The sequence below is a fragment of the Endozoicomonas sp. ONNA2 genome (assembly GCF_024606365.1).
Classification (GTDB): Bacteria; Pseudomonadota; Gammaproteobacteria; order Pseudomonadales; family Endozoicomonadaceae; genus Endozoicomonas.
In genome coordinates this window covers 1-17,133 of record NZ_JAHHPO010001073.1, presented here as the reverse complement: position 1 = coordinate 17,133, position 17,133 = coordinate 1, and the positions used below count along the sequence as shown (strand labels likewise).

20 protein-coding genes are annotated in these 17,133 nt (G+C 51.1%); 7 read left to right on the top strand and 13 right to left on the bottom strand.

Features of this window, described 5'->3' with window-relative positions; translation table 11 throughout:
- Positions 1 to 101: 101 nt before the first annotated feature.
- The 11 genes from KDK14_RS19125 to KDK14_RS19070 form a co-directional block, all read right to left on the bottom strand.
- Positions 102 to 572, bottom strand: coding sequence for a hypothetical protein (locus KDK14_RS19125; protein WP_257266806.1), 471 nt, complete (start codon positions 570 to 572; stop codon positions 102 to 104).
- A 215-nt stretch (positions 573 to 787) separates the two neighbouring features.
- Positions 788 to 1,189 (bottom strand): type IV pilin protein, encoded by a 402-nt coding sequence (locus KDK14_RS19120; protein ID WP_306671619.1) that lies wholly within the window; start codon positions 1,187 to 1,189, stop codon positions 788 to 790.
- A gap of 90 nt (positions 1,190 to 1,279) precedes the next feature.
- The gene (locus tag KDK14_RS19110; RefSeq protein ID WP_257266804.1) at positions 1,280 to 2,071 is read right to left on the bottom strand and encodes a PilW family protein; all 792 of its coding nucleotides are present in this window, start codon (positions 2,069 to 2,071) and stop codon (positions 1,280 to 1,282) included.
- Between the two features lie 3 nt (positions 2,072 to 2,074).
- The gene (gene pilV / locus KDK14_RS19105) at positions 2,075 to 2,647 is read right to left on the bottom strand and encodes a type IV pilus modification protein PilV (RefSeq protein WP_257266803.1); all 573 of its coding nucleotides are present in this window, start codon (positions 2,645 to 2,647) and stop codon (positions 2,075 to 2,077) included.
- Positions 2,644 to 3,183: a GspH/FimT family pseudopilin gene (locus KDK14_RS19100; protein WP_257266802.1), complete on the bottom strand. Its 540-nt coding sequence runs from the start codon at positions 3,181 to 3,183 to the stop codon at positions 2,644 to 2,646. Before KDK14_RS19100 ends, pilV (KDK14_RS19105) begins: the two co-directional genes overlap by 4 nt.
- 119 nt (positions 3,184 to 3,302) lie before the next feature.
- On the bottom strand, positions 3,303 to 3,710 hold the full coding sequence (locus tag KDK14_RS19095) for a type IV pilin protein (RefSeq protein WP_257266801.1): 408 nt from the start codon (positions 3,708 to 3,710) through the stop codon (positions 3,303 to 3,305).
- Between the two features lies 1 nt (position 3,711).
- Positions 3,712 to 8,502, bottom strand: a complete 4,791-nt coding sequence (locus tag KDK14_RS19090; protein ID WP_257266800.1) for a pilus assembly protein — start codon at positions 8,500 to 8,502, stop codon at positions 3,712 to 3,714.
- A 44-nt stretch (positions 8,503 to 8,546) separates the two neighbouring features.
- Positions 8,547 to 9,104 (bottom strand): pilus assembly protein, encoded by a 558-nt coding sequence (locus KDK14_RS19085; protein ID WP_257266799.1) that lies wholly within the window; start codon positions 9,102 to 9,104, stop codon positions 8,547 to 8,549.
- A gap of 65 nt (positions 9,105 to 9,169) precedes the next feature.
- The gene (locus tag KDK14_RS19080; RefSeq protein ID WP_257266798.1) at positions 9,170 to 10,219 is read right to left on the bottom strand and encodes a PilW family protein; all 1,050 of its coding nucleotides are present in this window, start codon (positions 10,217 to 10,219) and stop codon (positions 9,170 to 9,172) included.
- Complete coding sequence (gene pilV / locus KDK14_RS19075; RefSeq protein WP_257266797.1) at positions 10,216 to 10,734, bottom strand: type IV pilus modification protein PilV; 519 nt, start codon at positions 10,732 to 10,734, stop codon at positions 10,216 to 10,218. Before pilV (KDK14_RS19075) ends, KDK14_RS19080 begins: the two co-directional genes overlap by 4 nt.
- Positions 10,725 to 11,351, bottom strand: coding sequence for a GspH/FimT family pseudopilin (locus KDK14_RS19070; RefSeq protein ID WP_257266796.1), 627 nt, complete (start codon positions 11,349 to 11,351; stop codon positions 10,725 to 10,727). Before KDK14_RS19070 ends, pilV (KDK14_RS19075) begins: the two co-directional genes overlap by 10 nt.
- Positions 11,352 to 11,491: 140 nt before the next feature.
- Between KDK14_RS19070 and KDK14_RS19065 the strand changes: the two genes are divergently transcribed.
- From KDK14_RS19065 to KDK14_RS19045, 5 genes are all read left to right on the top strand, one after another.
- On the top strand, positions 11,492 to 12,238 hold the full coding sequence (locus KDK14_RS19065) for a type I-E CRISPR-associated protein Cas6/Cse3/CasE (protein WP_257266795.1): 747 nt from the start codon (positions 11,492 to 11,494) through the stop codon (positions 12,236 to 12,238).
- A 104-nt stretch (positions 12,239 to 12,342) separates the two neighbouring features.
- Complete coding sequence (locus KDK14_RS19060; RefSeq protein ID WP_257266794.1) at positions 12,343 to 12,540, top strand: hypothetical protein; 198 nt, start codon at positions 12,343 to 12,345, stop codon at positions 12,538 to 12,540.
- On the top strand, positions 12,541 to 13,134 hold the full coding sequence (locus KDK14_RS19055; RefSeq protein WP_257266793.1) for a hypothetical protein: 594 nt from the start codon (positions 12,541 to 12,543) through the stop codon (positions 13,132 to 13,134).
- Positions 13,025 to 14,515 carry a helicase C-terminal domain-containing protein gene (locus KDK14_RS19050; RefSeq protein WP_257266792.1) on the top strand — a complete coding sequence of 497 codons (1,491 nt, stop codon included), beginning with the start codon at positions 13,025 to 13,027 and terminating at the stop codon, positions 14,513 to 14,515. Before KDK14_RS19055 ends, KDK14_RS19050 begins: the two co-directional genes overlap by 110 nt.
- A 16-nt stretch (positions 14,516 to 14,531) precedes the next feature.
- Positions 14,532 to 15,170, top strand: a complete 639-nt coding sequence (locus KDK14_RS19045; protein ID WP_257266791.1) for a hypothetical protein — start codon at positions 14,532 to 14,534, stop codon at positions 15,168 to 15,170.
- 71 nt (positions 15,171 to 15,241) lie between these two features.
- Here the strand turns inward: KDK14_RS19045 and KDK14_RS19040 are convergent, their stop codons facing one another.
- On the bottom strand, positions 15,242 to 15,505 hold the full coding sequence (locus tag KDK14_RS19040; protein WP_257266790.1) for a hypothetical protein: 264 nt from the start codon (positions 15,503 to 15,505) through the stop codon (positions 15,242 to 15,244).
- Positions 15,502 to 16,092 carry a nucleotidyltransferase domain-containing protein gene (locus tag KDK14_RS19035; protein WP_257266788.1) on the bottom strand — a complete coding sequence of 197 codons (591 nt, stop codon included), beginning with the start codon at positions 16,090 to 16,092 and terminating at the stop codon, positions 15,502 to 15,504. The genes KDK14_RS19040 and KDK14_RS19035 overlap by 4 nt, the downstream gene beginning before the upstream one ends.
- 401 nt (positions 16,093 to 16,493) lie before the next feature.
- On the opposite strand from KDK14_RS19035, the gene KDK14_RS19030 reads away from it, so the two are divergent.
- The gene (locus KDK14_RS19030) at positions 16,494 to 16,742 is read left to right on the top strand and encodes a CopG family ribbon-helix-helix protein (protein ID WP_257266787.1); all 249 of its coding nucleotides are present in this window, start codon (positions 16,494 to 16,496) and stop codon (positions 16,740 to 16,742) included.
- Positions 16,739 to 17,014, top strand: a complete 276-nt coding sequence (locus KDK14_RS19025; protein ID WP_163370563.1) for a type II toxin-antitoxin system RelE/ParE family toxin — start codon at positions 16,739 to 16,741, stop codon at positions 17,012 to 17,014. The genes KDK14_RS19030 and KDK14_RS19025 overlap by 4 nt, the downstream gene beginning before the upstream one ends.
- The last annotated feature ends 119 nt before the right edge of the window (positions 17,015 to 17,133 follow it).

Sequence of the window (17,133 nt, the reverse complement as noted above, 5' to 3'; positions counted from 1 at the left end):
ACCAATTTATCGCAACCGCAGCAGGGCAGTCTATTCTCGGACAGCCTCCTGGAGCGGCAAAGGGCAAGCGAGATCGGGAGCACGTTTATGAAATATCCGGGCTAGCTCCCCGGTAATTGATCAACAAAGATAATCCCTAGCGTCTGGCTTGAGCTGGCGCCGCTGCCATTCAGTGTTGCTATGCTGTCTAACTCATAAACACGGCCGATGTATTTGGCAATGTCAAATCCGGGGGGAGGAAGGGTATTAGAAATATACCTGAGTTCAACACGCTGACATATTCCACCGGCATGGTTACACCCGCCCGGATGCACAATGGCTGACAGAGGTTCATGATTCCCGGAGAGGGCATTACGGAAGTGGACAGGATTGTCTTCCAGGTAGGATAATTGGCTTTCCAACTCACTCAAGGCAACCTGATATACCTCAACGGTTCGCTGTTCATTACCGACAGTTACCTCTTCCAACAGCGCTGTTTCCATCACCATAAGGCCGGCAAACGTCATAACCATCATGACAATCATAACGGTTAATAAAAAAGAACCCGTCTGCTTGCGTGAGCAGCTTTCCATAATGACAACCCGTATTATCTAGTCTTCAGATGGTGCTATCGACTGATCGTTCTGCTACATAATAATCATCAGGCTTTTTCATCAGTGACATTCCAGAATTACCACGCCCATCTCAAGACGAACTCACTCAACCGGGGATGAACGTATCTGATTCACGGCGGGGAATATACGGACTGAATCAACATCAACAAAAGCACTACCTCTGAAATATCACATCACCGCCAGTGGCTCTTCGGTGTCCGTACTCCACGACTGTCCAAAGTCATATTACCATCTGCGGCCTGCAAACCCTGAGATACGGCGGTTAACTGCACGCAGCGCTCCAGGGGGTCTGAGCCACATGGACCTGCCTGTATCCGGTAATTGCCACTTTCAGACTCTACAGGGCTTGTGGTGTCAAATCCCAAATCAGCCAGATTAGCCGTGTATCTCAACATCTCGGTGTAGTACCGTTCCTGCTGTTGCATGACGTTCATCAGCATGGCAGCACCTTCACCTCTTCTTGATTCGGTGGCATATTGATGATAACTGGGCATCATGATGGATGCCAAAATACCAATAATGGACACCACAATCATCAGTTCAATCAAGCTGAAACCTTTATTAACCTTATTCATCGGTTTTCTCCGGAACTGTCGGATAACGGGTATGGAGCCAATGCTTCTTAAACAATAAAAAGGGCCCGTCTGCTTTTTTTTTTGAGAAAATTACATTCCTGTATTGTTCAGACGGATGGCTGTGCTGTAAATGTACCTTGGCGTCTGATCATCCAGCGTCAAGTTCCCACTATTGAGCAGGTTGTAGGTTCTGGACCTTTTATCAAAAAGACGTGATTGCTCTCCAGCACTGACCAACACACCAAACCGTATACCCATAACCTGTTTCCAGTCTGCCACCCCTGAGGCGGTGACATACTGGTTAATGTATGTGTCCCCCGCCGGGGCAATCCCATAAAGTGCCTGCAACCGCTCGACACCCTGAACCAGTGCCCGGGCATGCCCCCGCGGATTTCCCGTTAATGGATCATAACCACGGCAAAACAAAGTATTGATGTTATTGTTGGCATGGTCCCGGGCGACAAAATAAACATCGGCTGTCAAGGCACCCGGGACAACGGTTGCTCCCGTACAGTCCTGAAGCTGACCATTGTCACGATTCGGCACCGGCTCATATTGAATGGCAACCCGATCGCTGTTGGTACCACCACCGTCAATGGTGCAAACCGACCCCCCTTCACATCTGCCCAGGTAGAAAGGTTGAGTTGGATCTTCTCCGATCTTGGATCTGAAGCCGGCTCTGCGAAACTCGGTACTCATGATATACAGACTATGACGTCCATTTTCCTGAGCTGTGGCAATAAACTCATTCACCCCGGCGGAGCGACTATTATTCACCATTAACTGTAAAGCACTGCCTGCGATAATCAGCCCCAAAACAAAGGCCAACATCATTTCTACAATGCTGAACCCCTGTTGATGATTCCTTATCCTCACTGGCATTATTCAATTCCTGTTGTACCTTAGTTCAACCTGCTGACGATCCGCCAGAACACCTTTTTCCGATCCCCTTGCGCCCCAGGAAACCAGGATTGTGACTTTATCCGTCGGCCCGCAGGAACCATCACACTGAATGTCCATTTTCGGTTCGATCATGGTATTTGCACTGCTACACATCAAACCATACAAATCAAACGACGCCATTAGATCAGCAGTACATGTCGCACCAGTACAATTGGGAGGAAAACCCTGGCAGAAGGAACCCAAATTAGCGGTGGCTGATGACTCTCTAACATAAGTTGGCAGCCCGTTTGAGTTTAACCTCATTAACTCAGCAGTGGCATTGGCCATCCATACGGCCTGAGAACGCTGAATCGCGTCATGATTTGCTCGAATGGCCTGACTTTGCATACCGGTAACCGCCATTACCCCCCCGGCAAAAATCAGCACGCCAATCATGACTTCAACAAGACCCATACCTTTTTGCCGCAAAGGCCCAAAATGCCATCCTGCCTTATGAGCAGCAGCCAGCGAAAGTAAACCCGGTTGAGTAGTTATGGGTCTGACAGAATTGGTCATAAACACTGCACACCCTCCCGCTTGCGAATCAACCCTGTTCCTGAAATATTCACCACTTGCTGCAACGTTGGTCTTTTTGGCACCGAACACACAGTGAAGGAACCCTGATGGAATGTGCTGCCCCTGGGTCTGAAACTGAGCACCTGAGCATTGCTGTGCCAAAGAATTTCAACCGGACTACTGATCGGGTTATACACCCGAATAATCTCTTCACCCCGGTCGACATAGTCGTTGCCATTGTGGTTAACAAAAACAATCCAGCCATCTGCCCAGTTCATCCCGGGCTGACACCCACCGCCAGTTGTGGAGCGACAGACGGTGACGGTTGCAGCACGCTTGATCGCTTCACTTCTGGCCAGAACGGCACTGGCGTAGAGTCGCTGATTTGCGTACTCAAGCTTGAACTTTTCAGCAATCTGCCCAAAGGGGACCACCAGATTGACCATAATGGCGATCAGGACAACGGTGATCATCATCTCTACCAGCGTGAAGCCACCGTTGTCTTTGTACGTTGATTGGAACAATAACAAACCCACATACTTCCCTGTCGATAACACCTTTCTTTAAATCTAGGTGGGTGAGTTAAACAGACGGTCAGAAGTCGATAGACGGTGCAAAATAAGGATAAAAACGGGAAGTTGTCAGAATTCGTGTTTTATTTCCAGCACGCTTCCGGGGTCAGTACGCCCAAATGATCCACAGTAAACTGTGTACAACCTGAATCCGATGCCTGAACACCGCTGCCCAGCGCAGTGGCTGTCAGGATAAATGAAACGGTGTCGGCCTCAACGCTCAGGGTGTAATAACCCTCAGGAGAGCGACTGCCACCGATCGAATCCATAGAATCTGTATAGCTATGGTTAACGGAGTACCAGCGCTCCTGGGCAGCCACAGCCGCAGTCAGGGCGGCCCAGGCATCGCTGCGTCGAACCTCATACATATATTGGCTATAGGTGGGATAGACGATACCGGCCAGAAGACCAATTATGGCGACAACGATGATCAGCTCGGGTAATGAAAACCCTTTTTCATGACTATTTATCACGGGCTTGTCTGTATTCATATCAATCAATCCATGGAATGCTGAAAATCTGCCACCAGCTCTGCCGTCCTTCCGAGCTGAAACTGTAATCAAGGTTTGTTGCAGTAATACTGCCACCAGCGCCCTGGGTCACCGCCGTCAGTTTTCCTTGTTCCCCTTGATGGACCACCGGTGAAGAGGCATAACCAATCCCCATACTTTGCTTATTCAGTGAACGCTCAAGCTCCAGACTTTCCACCGGTGCACGACCCAGAAGGGCATCAGGTGATGCGGTGCCGGTCAAATAATGAACGGCATAAAGTGAGCTTGTACCATCAATGGAACAACTGTCCGCAGGTGGACGGTACTCAGTAAACAGGATTTGGGAGAAAAGCCTGGCGGCCTTGTTGACACTTCGCCCGGATGGGTCAGAGCCATCAAAACTGAGCGGTAACTTCCATCCCCCCTGCTCAGCGACCACCGCCTGTAAGGTGCCAAAACTGCTGATGGTTTGGGAGCCTGCCGTAAATGGCGTGTAGGAGGAGCCTGACGTCTGTCGGACATCACCATTGGTGAATACCGCCACATCCCCCACATTCACCAGGTCACTGTGGCTGACGGATGCATAGGTAAACTGCCTTGAACTGTTCAACGGTTCCTGAACACCATAGAAATAGTTGGCTGCGGTACTGCGATTGTCACCATTGCTCAGCAGCCGGCCTGTTCCGGAGTAAACCCAGAAGCTGTTGTCATCAGTCACCGTCATGGGGGGAGCCATTATCGGCTGTCCGGCATCCATAAACACACTCAGGCTGGAGTTCTCCAGCGCCGTTGTCAGCCTGAGCCTCATCAGCTTACCCGTCAAACTGACACCGCCGGTCTCAACCGTGCCGAAGTAAACGGCATCATCCTGGTAATCCCGGTCCCAGTCTTCAGCCACCATATCCCCTGCATAAGCGCTGGCATAGGCGCTCACCAGGGGATCAAAACCGGCAACAAAATCCTTATTCGCCAAATCATAGACAAAGACCCGCAGATTCTGGTCCGACGTTCCCTGCTCCAGGGCTGATCTCAGGGCAGTCCCGCTGCTGCCTGCTGGCCCGGAGCCAAACACCAGGTACCATTCGTTTTGTACCGGGTCGCTCCAATCGGTCTCACCGTTAACATCCGTACCGGCTGCCCGTCTTTTAACCAGCGTCGGTCGTGAGGTTGTAAAACCCAGGTCAGCATGGGTAATTTCCGCCAGCAACTGTGGTGGCTGCTCGGGATCAGTAATATCCAGCACCACCCAGGCAGAGCGCATGGTGCGGCTTTCGCTATCGATGGTGACATCAATATCTCCCCCACCCAGCCTCATACCCACCACCAGCACCGTTCCCCAGCCACCGGGGTGAGTACTGTCATCCGGGAAGATATTGGCATCAAAGACCAGTGGTTCCGAATCCATGTAATAGACATGGGGGTAATCGGTCTCCGTGAGCCAGCGAAGGTGGGGTAACAGGTTCATGGGCGCATAACTCCAGAGTTCAGCACCCAGCGGATGCTGCACCTCACCATTACCGGTTGTCAGCTCATAGCGGTAGGAACTCTCTTCCCAGAACCCGCCATTAAAGGCATGGATCAGACCGTCGTTGGCCCCGACGTAGAGCACATGTCGCCGGTTAAGATATTGGCTGCGAAAAGTTCGATAGCTGCTGTCATTGTAATGGGCGTCATAACGGCTATCGGGTGCGGCCACCAGCCGGGGGGTTGAGTGGACGATATCCCCAAGGCGCCAGACTTCATCAATGCCATCTTCATCAAAGTCGATGGTGCGGGAACGGGTCCCGGCCTGCTCTTGTCCCCGGACATAGTTAACGACAGTAGCCACTTTACTGGCAGCGATGCCCAGGAATCCCTCCTTGCCGGTAAAGGTTGCGGGTATAAAAGGCAGCTGCTCACCATCATCCAACTGCTGATTATTATTGATATCCAGCCAGGTCAGCATATGTCGGCCACCGGAGGCGAGCGCGGCATAGGTTCTCTGGTTGGTCAGGTCACTCAATAAGGCCAGTTGTTCCCGGGCGTCCCAGATGGTATCCAACGAAGCCAGTGATTTCAGCGGGCCATCGGCTACTTTGGTGACACCAAAGTCGTCAGAGGTATAGCGCTGGACCATTGTCTGGCCTGCATTGGGATCAAAAAACAGTTCCACGATTTTATCCGAGCTATAGTCGTCCAGTTGGGCATTCCCGTTGCCGTCTTCCCGGATATGGCCTTTGCTATCGATAAACAGGGAATAAAGAAAACCGCCCCAGGTCACCGACTTGCCATTGATATCAAGGCTTGGCTGAAACAGTGCCTGATAGATCGCACCGGTACCTGTGGAGCTATTGGCAAACAGCGCCGCATTCGTTGCCGACGAGACCCGACTGGAAATATCTTCAAGTACCTGTCCTAACTGAGTGGCCAGCAGGGCTGGATTTCTGGCGAAAAAATAGTTATCAGGCAAGCCATCCGGGCCAAGGGCTCCGGTTACATTATTTCTGTTGTCCCACTCGCGGTGATCGCCGTTATCCGGACTGCCATCCCCATCAGCATCATGATTGGGGCTGCCATCCCCATCAAGATCGATGAAACCACCGTATTTCGCTGCTAAAAACAGTGGCTTTGGCAAGACCCCGGCAGCTGTGCCAGAAGCAGTGAAATCTTCACGTTTAAAATTGGTTGTTCCCTTGTAGGCGTAATCAGTTTGCAGGCCATCACGCCCCTGACTCCCGGTTACTGTGTAAGAGAAACGCATATTCAGCCCAGCAAACACGCCATCGACCTGCACGGCAACCCGGACTTGATTGGCGTTAAAACCGGTTGTCTTCAGAGTGCTGTCTGCTGTCTGATTGCATTGATCCCCAACACAGAACTTGATTCTGGAAGAGGCATCATAGTCATAGTCATTCCCCCAGAGCGAATCCTCCCAGGTAAGCAGCAGAGCTCCCTGGGTCACTTGCCCGGCACCATCGAGTATCAGCTCCTCAACCACCACGTCGGTTAACGTACAGTCACTGCCATTACCGGAAAAATTACCGCCGCCACTGCCAAAATTTGAACTGGTCTGGCAAACCGGTTGAAAGGTGAATGTCTTGCCATCCACATTCAGCGTAAAGCTTGGCATGGTTTCGGCCAGCTCTATGGCATAGGTTTTCACTGTCTGGGAACCGTCAAAATCAGTGCGCAGGTCGTTGGTATTGCCATAATAAGCCAGTCCTGCTGCCTGATACCCACCTTCCAGCTGGGGAATTTCCGGACACAGGCCAACAGCGTTGGAAAGTCCTGGCAGGTATTTAGAAGTGCATTGTCTTTTACTTCCGGTGCCGCCAACCAGATAGTAACCGGCAAAATTCCCGCCATACTCATGGTTGCCCACTTCATCCGTTTTGCTATTAACGGAGCTGGTTCCAGACATTCCGGGCAGGTCAGAACTACTGGATAGCTGATCAGTATCGAAAGAGTTCAGGCCTGTGGATAACACAATAATGGAGCAGTTGGCACAGGCACTCTGCGATGACATGGGGTTGGCCCAGTTTTCCCTGGATAAGTCACTGACAAAAGCACGGTCATTCGTGGTATCAAAACTACTGGTAGCCGATGAATTTCCGGCAAAATAGCGCAGTGCCTCTAAATAAAGTTCAGCCAGCGGATTGCCCCACATGCTGCAGTGCTTTGAGGAATACGTGCTTCTGCTGCCTTTAAAGTCTGAAACAGAAATGCCCCAGGTATTGCAGTCCGTATATCTGTTTTGAGAGAAACTGTACTTCGCCAGCCTGAACTGATTGATGTTATGAATAATGCCTTTAACAGGGTTGAAGCGGCCGGTAGCCAAGTCTATCTCATCATCAGCACTCTGAGTGTTGCCAGCAATTTTGCTGATATTTTTCCGCAGAACGCCACCGGAAATATTTTTATCATAAGAGCCGCTGATCAAACCAAAGCGGATATCCCCTGACTCACCATACTGCTGAAGCAAGCCGACGGGTTTACTCTTGCCTGTGCTGTACAGCTTACAGCGATCCGTATTAACAGCGTCTTTATCTGTGACACAAGCCTCAACATAAACGTCATTCGTTGTTAATCTGTGCGAGGTAGCAGGACTGTTAACTCTACCCCACTGACACTGTCTTTCTTCAGTTGAAGCCCACCGCGGCCAGGCTTCCCTGGCAACCCTGACTTCAGGGGTGCCATTTTCAGAACCGGCAACATTGCAAAGACTGATCTCACTGTTGCTATAGGGCGTAAAATTTTCTGTTGGAATACCAGAAACACTGCTTCTGTACACCTTGACAAATGCGTGTACATCCCTGGGGATATAAGCCCGTTCCAATATGGTTTGATTGTCGGTATCCGTTGATCGCTTGCCACCAAAAAGCACCGTTCTGAGGATATCCATCCGTGCCATGGTGGCCCAGTTCAGAAAGTTACCACTCCAGGGAGCCTGAGAGGTGGTGCAAAAATGCCCGTTATCACCCGTGCCTTGCGCTACGGGTGAATAGCGCCCGGAAGCGTATTGATAGCACCAGTTACTGTCGAAATACCCGAGGTAATCAAAACTGTCCACATAGCTGGTATCCAGTCGTCCATCCGCATCCAGGTCGGTATAATCGCTGTACGCTTTTTTAAACAGTTCATGGTCAACGGACATCACCAGCATAACCAGTGGTTCCGAGGTGTTACTGATCATTGGAGGCGTGGCTGCATAATCACTGGAAACCGCTTCAGCATTGACCCTCAAAGAAAAAAACAGCAGTGCGAACAACATGACCTGCCGGAGAGTAAAACTATTTGAGGTATATCGATCCATGATCACCTCCACTTCCCTATTAACATTTCACCACCAACTCAAAATCAGCTGCTTTTTTTATACGACGATTGAAGCATTACCCGCGAATCTACCGAACCGCCAGTTGCCAGAGCGGTAATCCGATAGAACCGGGCCCAGTCACCGGAGTTGGCCGGGTCTGGTAAAGGCCCGGAAGCTTCCCTGGCGATATAACAGCGAAATTCAATAATGTATTTGGCCCGGGCCGCTATACCGCTGATGGCAACCTCGGTTACCCTGTGTCGACCACTGTCACTCCACACGGTGCCTGTTAACCATGGCTCGGAAACACCCGGGTCACAGCTGCCAATATCGTCAATATCGCTGCCGGCAAAACAGTACCCATTGTCACAATTCACGCCAAAGCCGGATAAGGCCGGTTCATTGTCGACAATAAAATTTTCCGCTTCCTTTAACGCCGCCTCTGCCGCATAAAATGCCATCTGCTGATTCTGAAAATTACCACTCATCTTCTCTTCAAGCGTGGCCATTTTTACGGCGGTCAAACCAGCAACCGTAATAACCAGCAACATCACCAGGCTGACCAGTAATATACTGCCTCTTTCACCTGGTTCAGGATTCAATAAACGGCTTTTCCAGAAAGACTCACTACCTTGTCTGATTCTTGCGGTATTCAAAAAAATCCCCATCACAGCCCCCGGTTCCTTAGCTTAATGGTTCTCATAAAGCTCCGGCGAACATAGAGGTCATCAGGCAGCACTCGCTGGCCTGCAAAGAAATAAGCCTGAGCTTTTGGAGCCACTTCAGTGAAACTGCGTACCAGCAGTTCAAGCTTGACCGTAATAACTCGCTGCCACTCATCGCTGTAGGGTGTTATTTCGCCGACGGTTATATACCGATTGGCAACACCGTCATTATCACTGTCCAGCCCGTAGCGAATGCTCAACCCTTCAATGCCTTCAACCAGCGCTTCGGTATTGATGCTGTTGCCACTGGCGTATTCACCCGCCAGTTTCCGGTACAGTGTCGGTACGTTATTACTTTCCCTGAGATAGAAGGCATAAGACTGCAAGGGTACCAGTCGTGATCCCTGGTGGTTTATATTGCCGGAACCGACCGTACTGTCATGACAACTGAAGTTACCCTGTAACTGGCTGGTACAGTTGTAAAGGCTGCCACTACCTGCTGCCGGATGGGTAACCACACTGTTGGTTGTTGCCGCCCCTGCCCGGAAAATGGAAACCTGTTGACAATCGGATGAAATCAGCGCCAGAAGATCACCTTCATCATGGCTTTGGCTTTGTGCAAGTGAGGCCGCCGCAATGCCAGTATTGTGGCTACTGACCGTAGTGGACTGGTTGCTATCCACACTGTGGATAATAATGGCTTCAGAGATAGCATTGCTGTCCAACTGTTGCCTGACACTGCTACCGGTTGGAATGCCCAGAACCCCTTTATCAAAATGCATCATCCACTGGCGATTTTCGTTTTCGGAATAGAGTAAATTGGCCAGCTTTGCCTGGGCAGGACAGCCGGTATACGCCGCAGTACTGATACTTTGCCCCAGAATATCCAGGGCCAGCCGGGCATTTTCCTGAACTCGCGCCAGTTCATCCTGCAATGCCCACGACCGGCTGGATGCCAACACCAGGTGGCCAACCCCGGTAAAAAGGACCAACCCAAGGGCCAGGGCAATCATCATTTCAACCAGAGAGAATCCTTTCTCAATCCGTTTCATAGTATCCCTCGCAATACCACATCACTCACGGGAACCCTGTTGCCCATATCCGCAAAGCTGAGGCGAATGACATAAGTTCGAACACCATCGCTGTCCTGATAGGTAATTGAACCCTTGCTTCCCGGAATCTGGCAGGTCAGCTGAAACTTCCATTGCAAAATATCGTAGGCCGCCATCTCCTGAGGGCTGCAGCTTCCAGCTTCACAATTATTGGGGTAGCTGCTGTTAATGCATTGGCTGTATTCAAGCTCATTCAAACCCACCTGATAACGGGTACCGCTTCTGGCCAGACTGCTATTAGCCTGAATACGGTCCAGCATATCCAAAGCTAAAAAGGTAGCCTGTGACTGCACGTAAGCTGACTGGTTATACTGCAGGCTGCTGCTATGCACCCCTGCCATGCCAAGAATGCCAATGGTGATCACCAGAAGGCTGATCAAAACTTCAACCAACCCTACGCCCCGACTTTTTTTCTGGGGGCTTTTGTCACCACCATGAACATCCTTCAACTGCATGCTGCCCGTTCCTCCGTTCGCAGACGTCCTGACATGCTGATGATAATCGCCTTGGCATCGCTGTTACTGTCCTGGTCACAAACCTGAAAAGTACCGGCTTGATTGGTCTGCCCACGGCTATTGAAGCGAAGGCTGTAACCACGATTCCACTGGATTGAGATAAGCTCTGACTGCCCTGTAACACGGCGAAGCAGCCGGTCATTGTCGTTCAATAGGCCATCAGCACTTGCATCCGTAAATATAAGCCAGCCATGATGCCAGCCAGCGTTACTTTCATCACAGGTCAGGTCATCCAGGGTACTGCACAATGAAACGGTCCGTTGTCGCTTGACCGCCTCAGACCGGGCCAGCATCAAACTGCCGTACAGTTCATCTGCCACATTATCGATCCGGTTGTTGACGATAAGGGTTTTCATACCGGGAGCAGACGCTGCGACCAAAATAGCCGCAACAGAGAGGGAAACCAGCAACTCAACCAGAGAAACACCCATGGCTTTCGAAGGGCTAAACCTGCGGCGGGGAAGATAACCAGACCAAAAATAGTAATTGCCCTCACAGGCTGTATGAGGGCAGGCAGCATGATGTGCTGAAAAACAATGACCAACCTTGTACTTCATTGCCCAATCCCTGGCATTCAGTCTCACTCAGTACTTTGCGCTGATCATTCACCAAAAGTGATCACTCACACCGGATCAGCAAGCTTTCAGGCGATAAAAATCCGCATCTGTTACTCAATTATTAAACCTGCGAATCCAGAGTGGTTACATTTAACCTATTAACGGCTATTTTCTTTGACCAATGGTTAAAGCCCAATGGCACTGACTTAAGAGTGAAAGCTTTGCCATACGCAGGCTTTAAGGCACCCTGCGATTTGAACCACAAAGCACACAAAGGAAAAGAAAAGCTCTTCTTAGTGCTCTTTGCCGTGAAAAATATGTTGTATGAATATATGGTTCGCAGCAAGCTGCCTCCTTATGAGGTCTATAAGCTGCATAAGAAAGTGATGGATGTGGTGTGTGGCGGTGGGCAGGGCCTGAATACCGAGGCATCAAGGCCGCTGTGGCGATCCATGGCGGATGGCAGCGGTGGCAGTATGCTGCTGGTTCGTTCTTCACAACCACCATTGGGCAAGGTGACCCGGATTAATGAGCAGACGCTCAGCCTGAAACAGGGGCAGCTGTGTAAGTTTAACTGCCGTCTGAATCTGTCGGCCCGGGTCTGGGTGGACCATCCCCTGAAAGCAAGGGGAGTTAAAAAAGTGGAGAGGTCCCTCGGCCCTGAGGAGGTGCAGCCCTGGTTCAGGCAGCTGCTGTCCGGGAGCGGGATGGCGCTGCAGAATGCGGCTATTGTCAGCCAGAGTCGTGTGTCGCTGAAGCGGAATCACTTTATTAATGCTGCGGATATTTTGTTTATTGCCCGAATAGTTGATCCGGCGTTGGCTGAAGTGGCTTATCAGCGGGGTATCGGGCGGAAGAAGGCGTTTGGTTTTGGGCTTTTGCTTTAGAGGATCGCTGCCCGCTCCCCGCTTCCCGCCGCCCGTAAAAGCTTTACTCCCGTGGTACTTGCTTTTTCGGGTAGCGGGCAGCGGGAGGCGGGCGGCGCTCAAATATGAAGAAATCCACGTTATATGATTTTGTTGATGGAATTTTTGAGCAAGGCGGTTTGCTGTCAGAGTTGTACGCTATGGAGTACCGGGAGCAGCAGCACCAGTATGCGCTGGATGTTTGCCGGTGGCTTCAGCTGGAACAACCGGCAGTGGCCATGCTGGAAGGTGAAACCGGTATTGGCAAGAGCCTGGCCTACTAATTGTTACCTCTGGCGGTTCACCTGTCACAGACTGGCCAGCGGGCGCTGATCTCTACCTATACGGTGCATCTGATTCATCAGCTGAATGATGATAAGGAAAAGGTTCGGGCCATGCTTGATCATCTTCAGCTTCGCCCCGTGGCCATTGCTAACCGGCTGGGACGGGCTCAGTATATTTCTGCCAGTCGGCTGTTGGCCCTGGCAGAAACCACAGACAATGCCGCCACGAAAAAGCAACTGCTGGCGCTGCATAGGCAAGTCCAGAACCAGTATGGCCCCCATGTGTATGTGAAGTACTGGTCGGAAAATACGGCGGGTTTCAACCTGGGCGATACCGAGTCTGCCATTGCCCTCACTGAACATTGCTCAACCGATGATGCCCACTGGTATCGTGCCGACTGTGAAGCGGCCAGCCATGCCGATATCGTTTTGACCAGTCATACATGCTCGATGCTTTACTCACGAGGGGTTAATGTTTTTAAGCATGCGCTACCCGCCTCCCGCCTCCCGCTTCCCGAAAAGGCAAAAGCACAAGCGGGCGGGGCTTTTACGGGCAGCGGGCAGCGTAAAATTCACCTACTTGATTGCCGATGAAGCCGACCGAATGCCGGAAGCCGCAGAAAGCATTGTACAGCTGCGCAGTTCTCCACGACGGATTTCGTCTATTCTGCAGGAGATGTATGAACAGGCAGGGTGGAAAGGTATCGACACCAAAAAGGCCTGTCAGTCCCTGCTCGGTTTGCAGCGGGTGCTGGATGAGACCGGTAACCTGTTTGCCGATACCCGCTGCATTCTCTCAAAAGAGCTGCCGGCCCATGCCAGCCTCCGTTATATCAGCGCCATCAAAGATGTGATGAATAATCTGAAGCCCCTGATTGGCAAGACGGGAGCAAACATACCCACCGGCAGTGAAGCGTCTGCCGACAAGATCAATGCGGTGAAAGGTTTTTACCAGTCTCTGAACAATGTGTTGAACGATAAAAAGCAGGCCAACTGTATTGCCTGGTCGCCGGTGAATCGTCAGGGCTCCATTGCCATTGATGAACCCTTTGCCGGGCTGGCCTTCAGCAGGTTTGTTCGGGGCTTTTCTTTAACCGGCGACCATAACCAGCCGCCGTTGTCGGTGATGCTTACCTCTGGCACCCTGGGGCTTTCCGGCAAGAGTGGGCTTGCCCGTTATACGCCCATGCGTTCTGCCCTGGGCCTGAAAGAGTCGGATGTGAAAATCTGGGGGCACTATGCACCGAAACACTATGGCGAGATCCGCTTTGTTCTGGCCGGTGAGGTTGCCAGGCCTTTTGCCGGTGAGCGAGCCAATAAACGTGCCGCAGGGATGGTTGAGGCGAGCGTGGAGGTTGAGGGCGCACAATACAATGAAGCCTGGCTGGACTATACCACCCGCATGTTGACCACAGCGGTTGATTCCGGCGAGACCCTCTGCCTTTGCCCCTCATTTAATGAAGTGGAGGAGCTGCAACACCGACTGCCTGAACGGCAGGATATCGGTTTTCATGGCCGTGGTACCAGGCTGGATAACCTGATCGAACAGCTGCAGCGAGGGGTTATCAAGGCGATTGTCACCCCTTCAGCCTGGGAGGGTGTCAGTATCCGGCAGAAGAACGGTCAGCAGTTGCTGAAAAATATTATGGTTACCCGGATTCCCCTCCAGCCACCCAATGCGGTGACGGAAAATACCTTTGCCGCCCGTTATCTGGAAAATGGCCGCAGTAAAGAGGATGCCCTCAGGTCGCTCTACAGCCGTGTCCGTGACCGGGCGTTGCGAAAGTTCCAGCAGGGGCTGGTTGGCCGGGGCATTCGCGCCAATAACGATGAGATTACCGCCTGGGTGGCCGACCCCAGAATCGGGCCGGACCGGCAGCATCGGCTTATGGGCATCATCCCTGAACGGTTTGTGGCCAGCTATCAGGGTGCCATCTGTTCAGTGCCGAAGGTGCCGTTATCCAGCGGTCAGTGACGCCGGAGATATTGGCATGGCTTTAATGAAACCCTTTGAGCTGGTGTTTGAGCTTGGTTCAAATATCAGCCTGCGAAGCAGTGCCATCCATCTGGACGGTCTGCTGTCCAATGTCTGTTTTCGGCATACGGGCAGCCCCGATAAGGCGTTGTCCATGCTGGATGAGTTGCTGCTGTTCGATCAGACCCATGGCATCTATCATGGCAGTGCCCTGGCGTTTGGGGTAACGCCGGAGCACTCCATTGTGGCCAGCTTCCGGCATTATGTGGGTACCATGCGCCATGGCAGAGAGTTGCGGGATGACATTATTGCACCCAACCAGATCAGTCGTGCCGGAAAAGAGCTGTATCGCAAAATCACCATTACCGGCGGGCCGGAAAAGCTGAGGTTGAATAAGCATCAGGCTTACTACTCGCCCTATGTCGTATTTCATGGGGTGGGGGATATTCCCCGTATTGACCGGCTGGTGCAGTTCCATTGTGCCCGGATTGGCGTCAATGCCAACTCCGGTGGCGGGACAGTCAGGTATACGGTGATCAGGGAGATTGATCAGGATTATTCCTGTGTTGATGGCCTTGGTCAGATTGCCCGGAATTTGCCGGTCTCTTGGTTTAAAGAAGGGTTTAAAGAAGGGTTAAAAGCGTCACCAAACTGAGGATTGATGTCCAGATGCCCTTCATACTCTGCCAGATTTCGTTGATTATGGCACTGGTCAAGCACCCGCATTTAGACCGGCTTAATCCTAATGTGTGCTGTAGACACTGAAATACCAGGTAACGACTTTCTGAGCGGTAACCATGCCAGCGCAATGCGGCCCAGGGCATGAGCAGCACTGTAAGCCAGCGAGAATTGGCTGTCTGCAGAAAGGCCACTGATGGCAGCATCCTTCAGTTTGATTTCAGCGGCACGAACCATGCCTGCAAATTCTTGTGCGTCTGGTGGTTCTGGCTTGAGCTTGTTTATTTTTACCAGGTTATCCAGTTCTTTCATTGTTTGTCACCTGTCGTTGGATCCGTGGCCAACCAGAGTTTGGGCTGCTCCATCACCCGGGTGATAAAACTCTGTTTGTCGTTTTTTCGCTGTTGAAACTCATCGGGGGTGAGCAGGGTAGGGTTAATGATTCGGCCCAGTTGCTGTTCTGCGGATTCGAGCCTTTCCATTATGTCACCATAACTCAGGTTGTGCCCTACCAGCATGACATCAATATCACTGCCTGAATGTTCTTCACCCTTTGCCACAGAGCCATAGATAAAGGCCAGTTCACACTGCCCGGGCAAAGGTTCCAAAGCGGTTTTGACGACACCCTGAAGACCAAAGGTTTTTCGGGTAATGGCTTTCAACTCTTCGAAAACAGGGTTGTCAGGATTCGCCTGATAGTGTTTTTGGTTTCCTTGTTGATAACTGTTTAGCAGACCGGCTTCGGTCATTTTCTTTATTTCACGTACCACAGCCCCTTTGCCGACACCGGCCGTACGAGCGACTTCGTTCAGGTAGAATGAGCAGTCGGGCTTGCCGTAAAACAGTGTCAGCAGCCGCTGCTGGGTTTTGGTAAACAATGCGGAGGCGATATCAGGCACAGGCGGTTATTCTTCGGTCAGTCTCATTATGGGTACTATAGGTCTCATTTTGAGACTTTCCAGGGTATTCCGAAAAAGAAGGGCAGCTGGTTATAGGGTTGTTCTGGATTCCATGCCATGTTTACAAAACCGAATTATATCGGCATAAAATCCGTGTATGTTGATGCTATCGACATATCACCTTTTAATGTCAGCATTCAGATACTGGTTTATGAAAGGACATGGAAGTTCGAGTCTTCACGCGGGCACCTCTTCACGCGGGCACCAATCCTCAGCAAAAAACAAGACTTTTCATTCTGGCTTGTTGGTATAAGCGGTATCTGATTTGCGTTATCTCTTGATCGCTCTATAATTGTATTACGGTGTAATACGGCGTTATACAATTATAAGGAGTGACAACCATGGCAATGATAGCGAAACCGGTAAGGTTTGAGGAAAAACAGCTGGAGCAGTTAAGCCAGCTGGCCCGGCAAGAGGATAGGGATGTGTCCTGGCTGATCCGGCGGGCAGTTCAGGAGATGCTTGATGCCCGTGACTGGCAGCTGAAGAAAACCGAAGCAACTATCGCAGCGGTTGAGGCCGGTGAGATGGAGACCATTCCCCATGATGAAGTGGTCAGGAGGCTGAAGGAAAGGGGTAGGCTGTCTTGATTGAATGGAGTTCAGCCGCGCTTGAACAGCTGGAAGCGCACTGCGAGTTTATAGACAATCATGTTGAGGGAATCGCGTCAGAGGATGTTGTGGTTGAGATTGTGGATACAATTGCCAGTCTGGAACGGTTTCCGAAAATGGGCCGGCGGATTAAAAACAATATCTATAAATTAACCGCAGTCTCTTCCAGGTACATCATTCACTACACCATTGGTAATACGGTAAGAATTGAAGGTATCTATCATTACCGGCAAAATCGCGACAGGCCTTAGTAACCTGAATTCAAGTCATAAATGCATAAAAACACGCTGGACAGCCAGTGGCAGAAGCTGATCAACAGCGCAGTAGATGAAGGACTGATTAATGAGAAATGGCACTTCCACGACCTGAA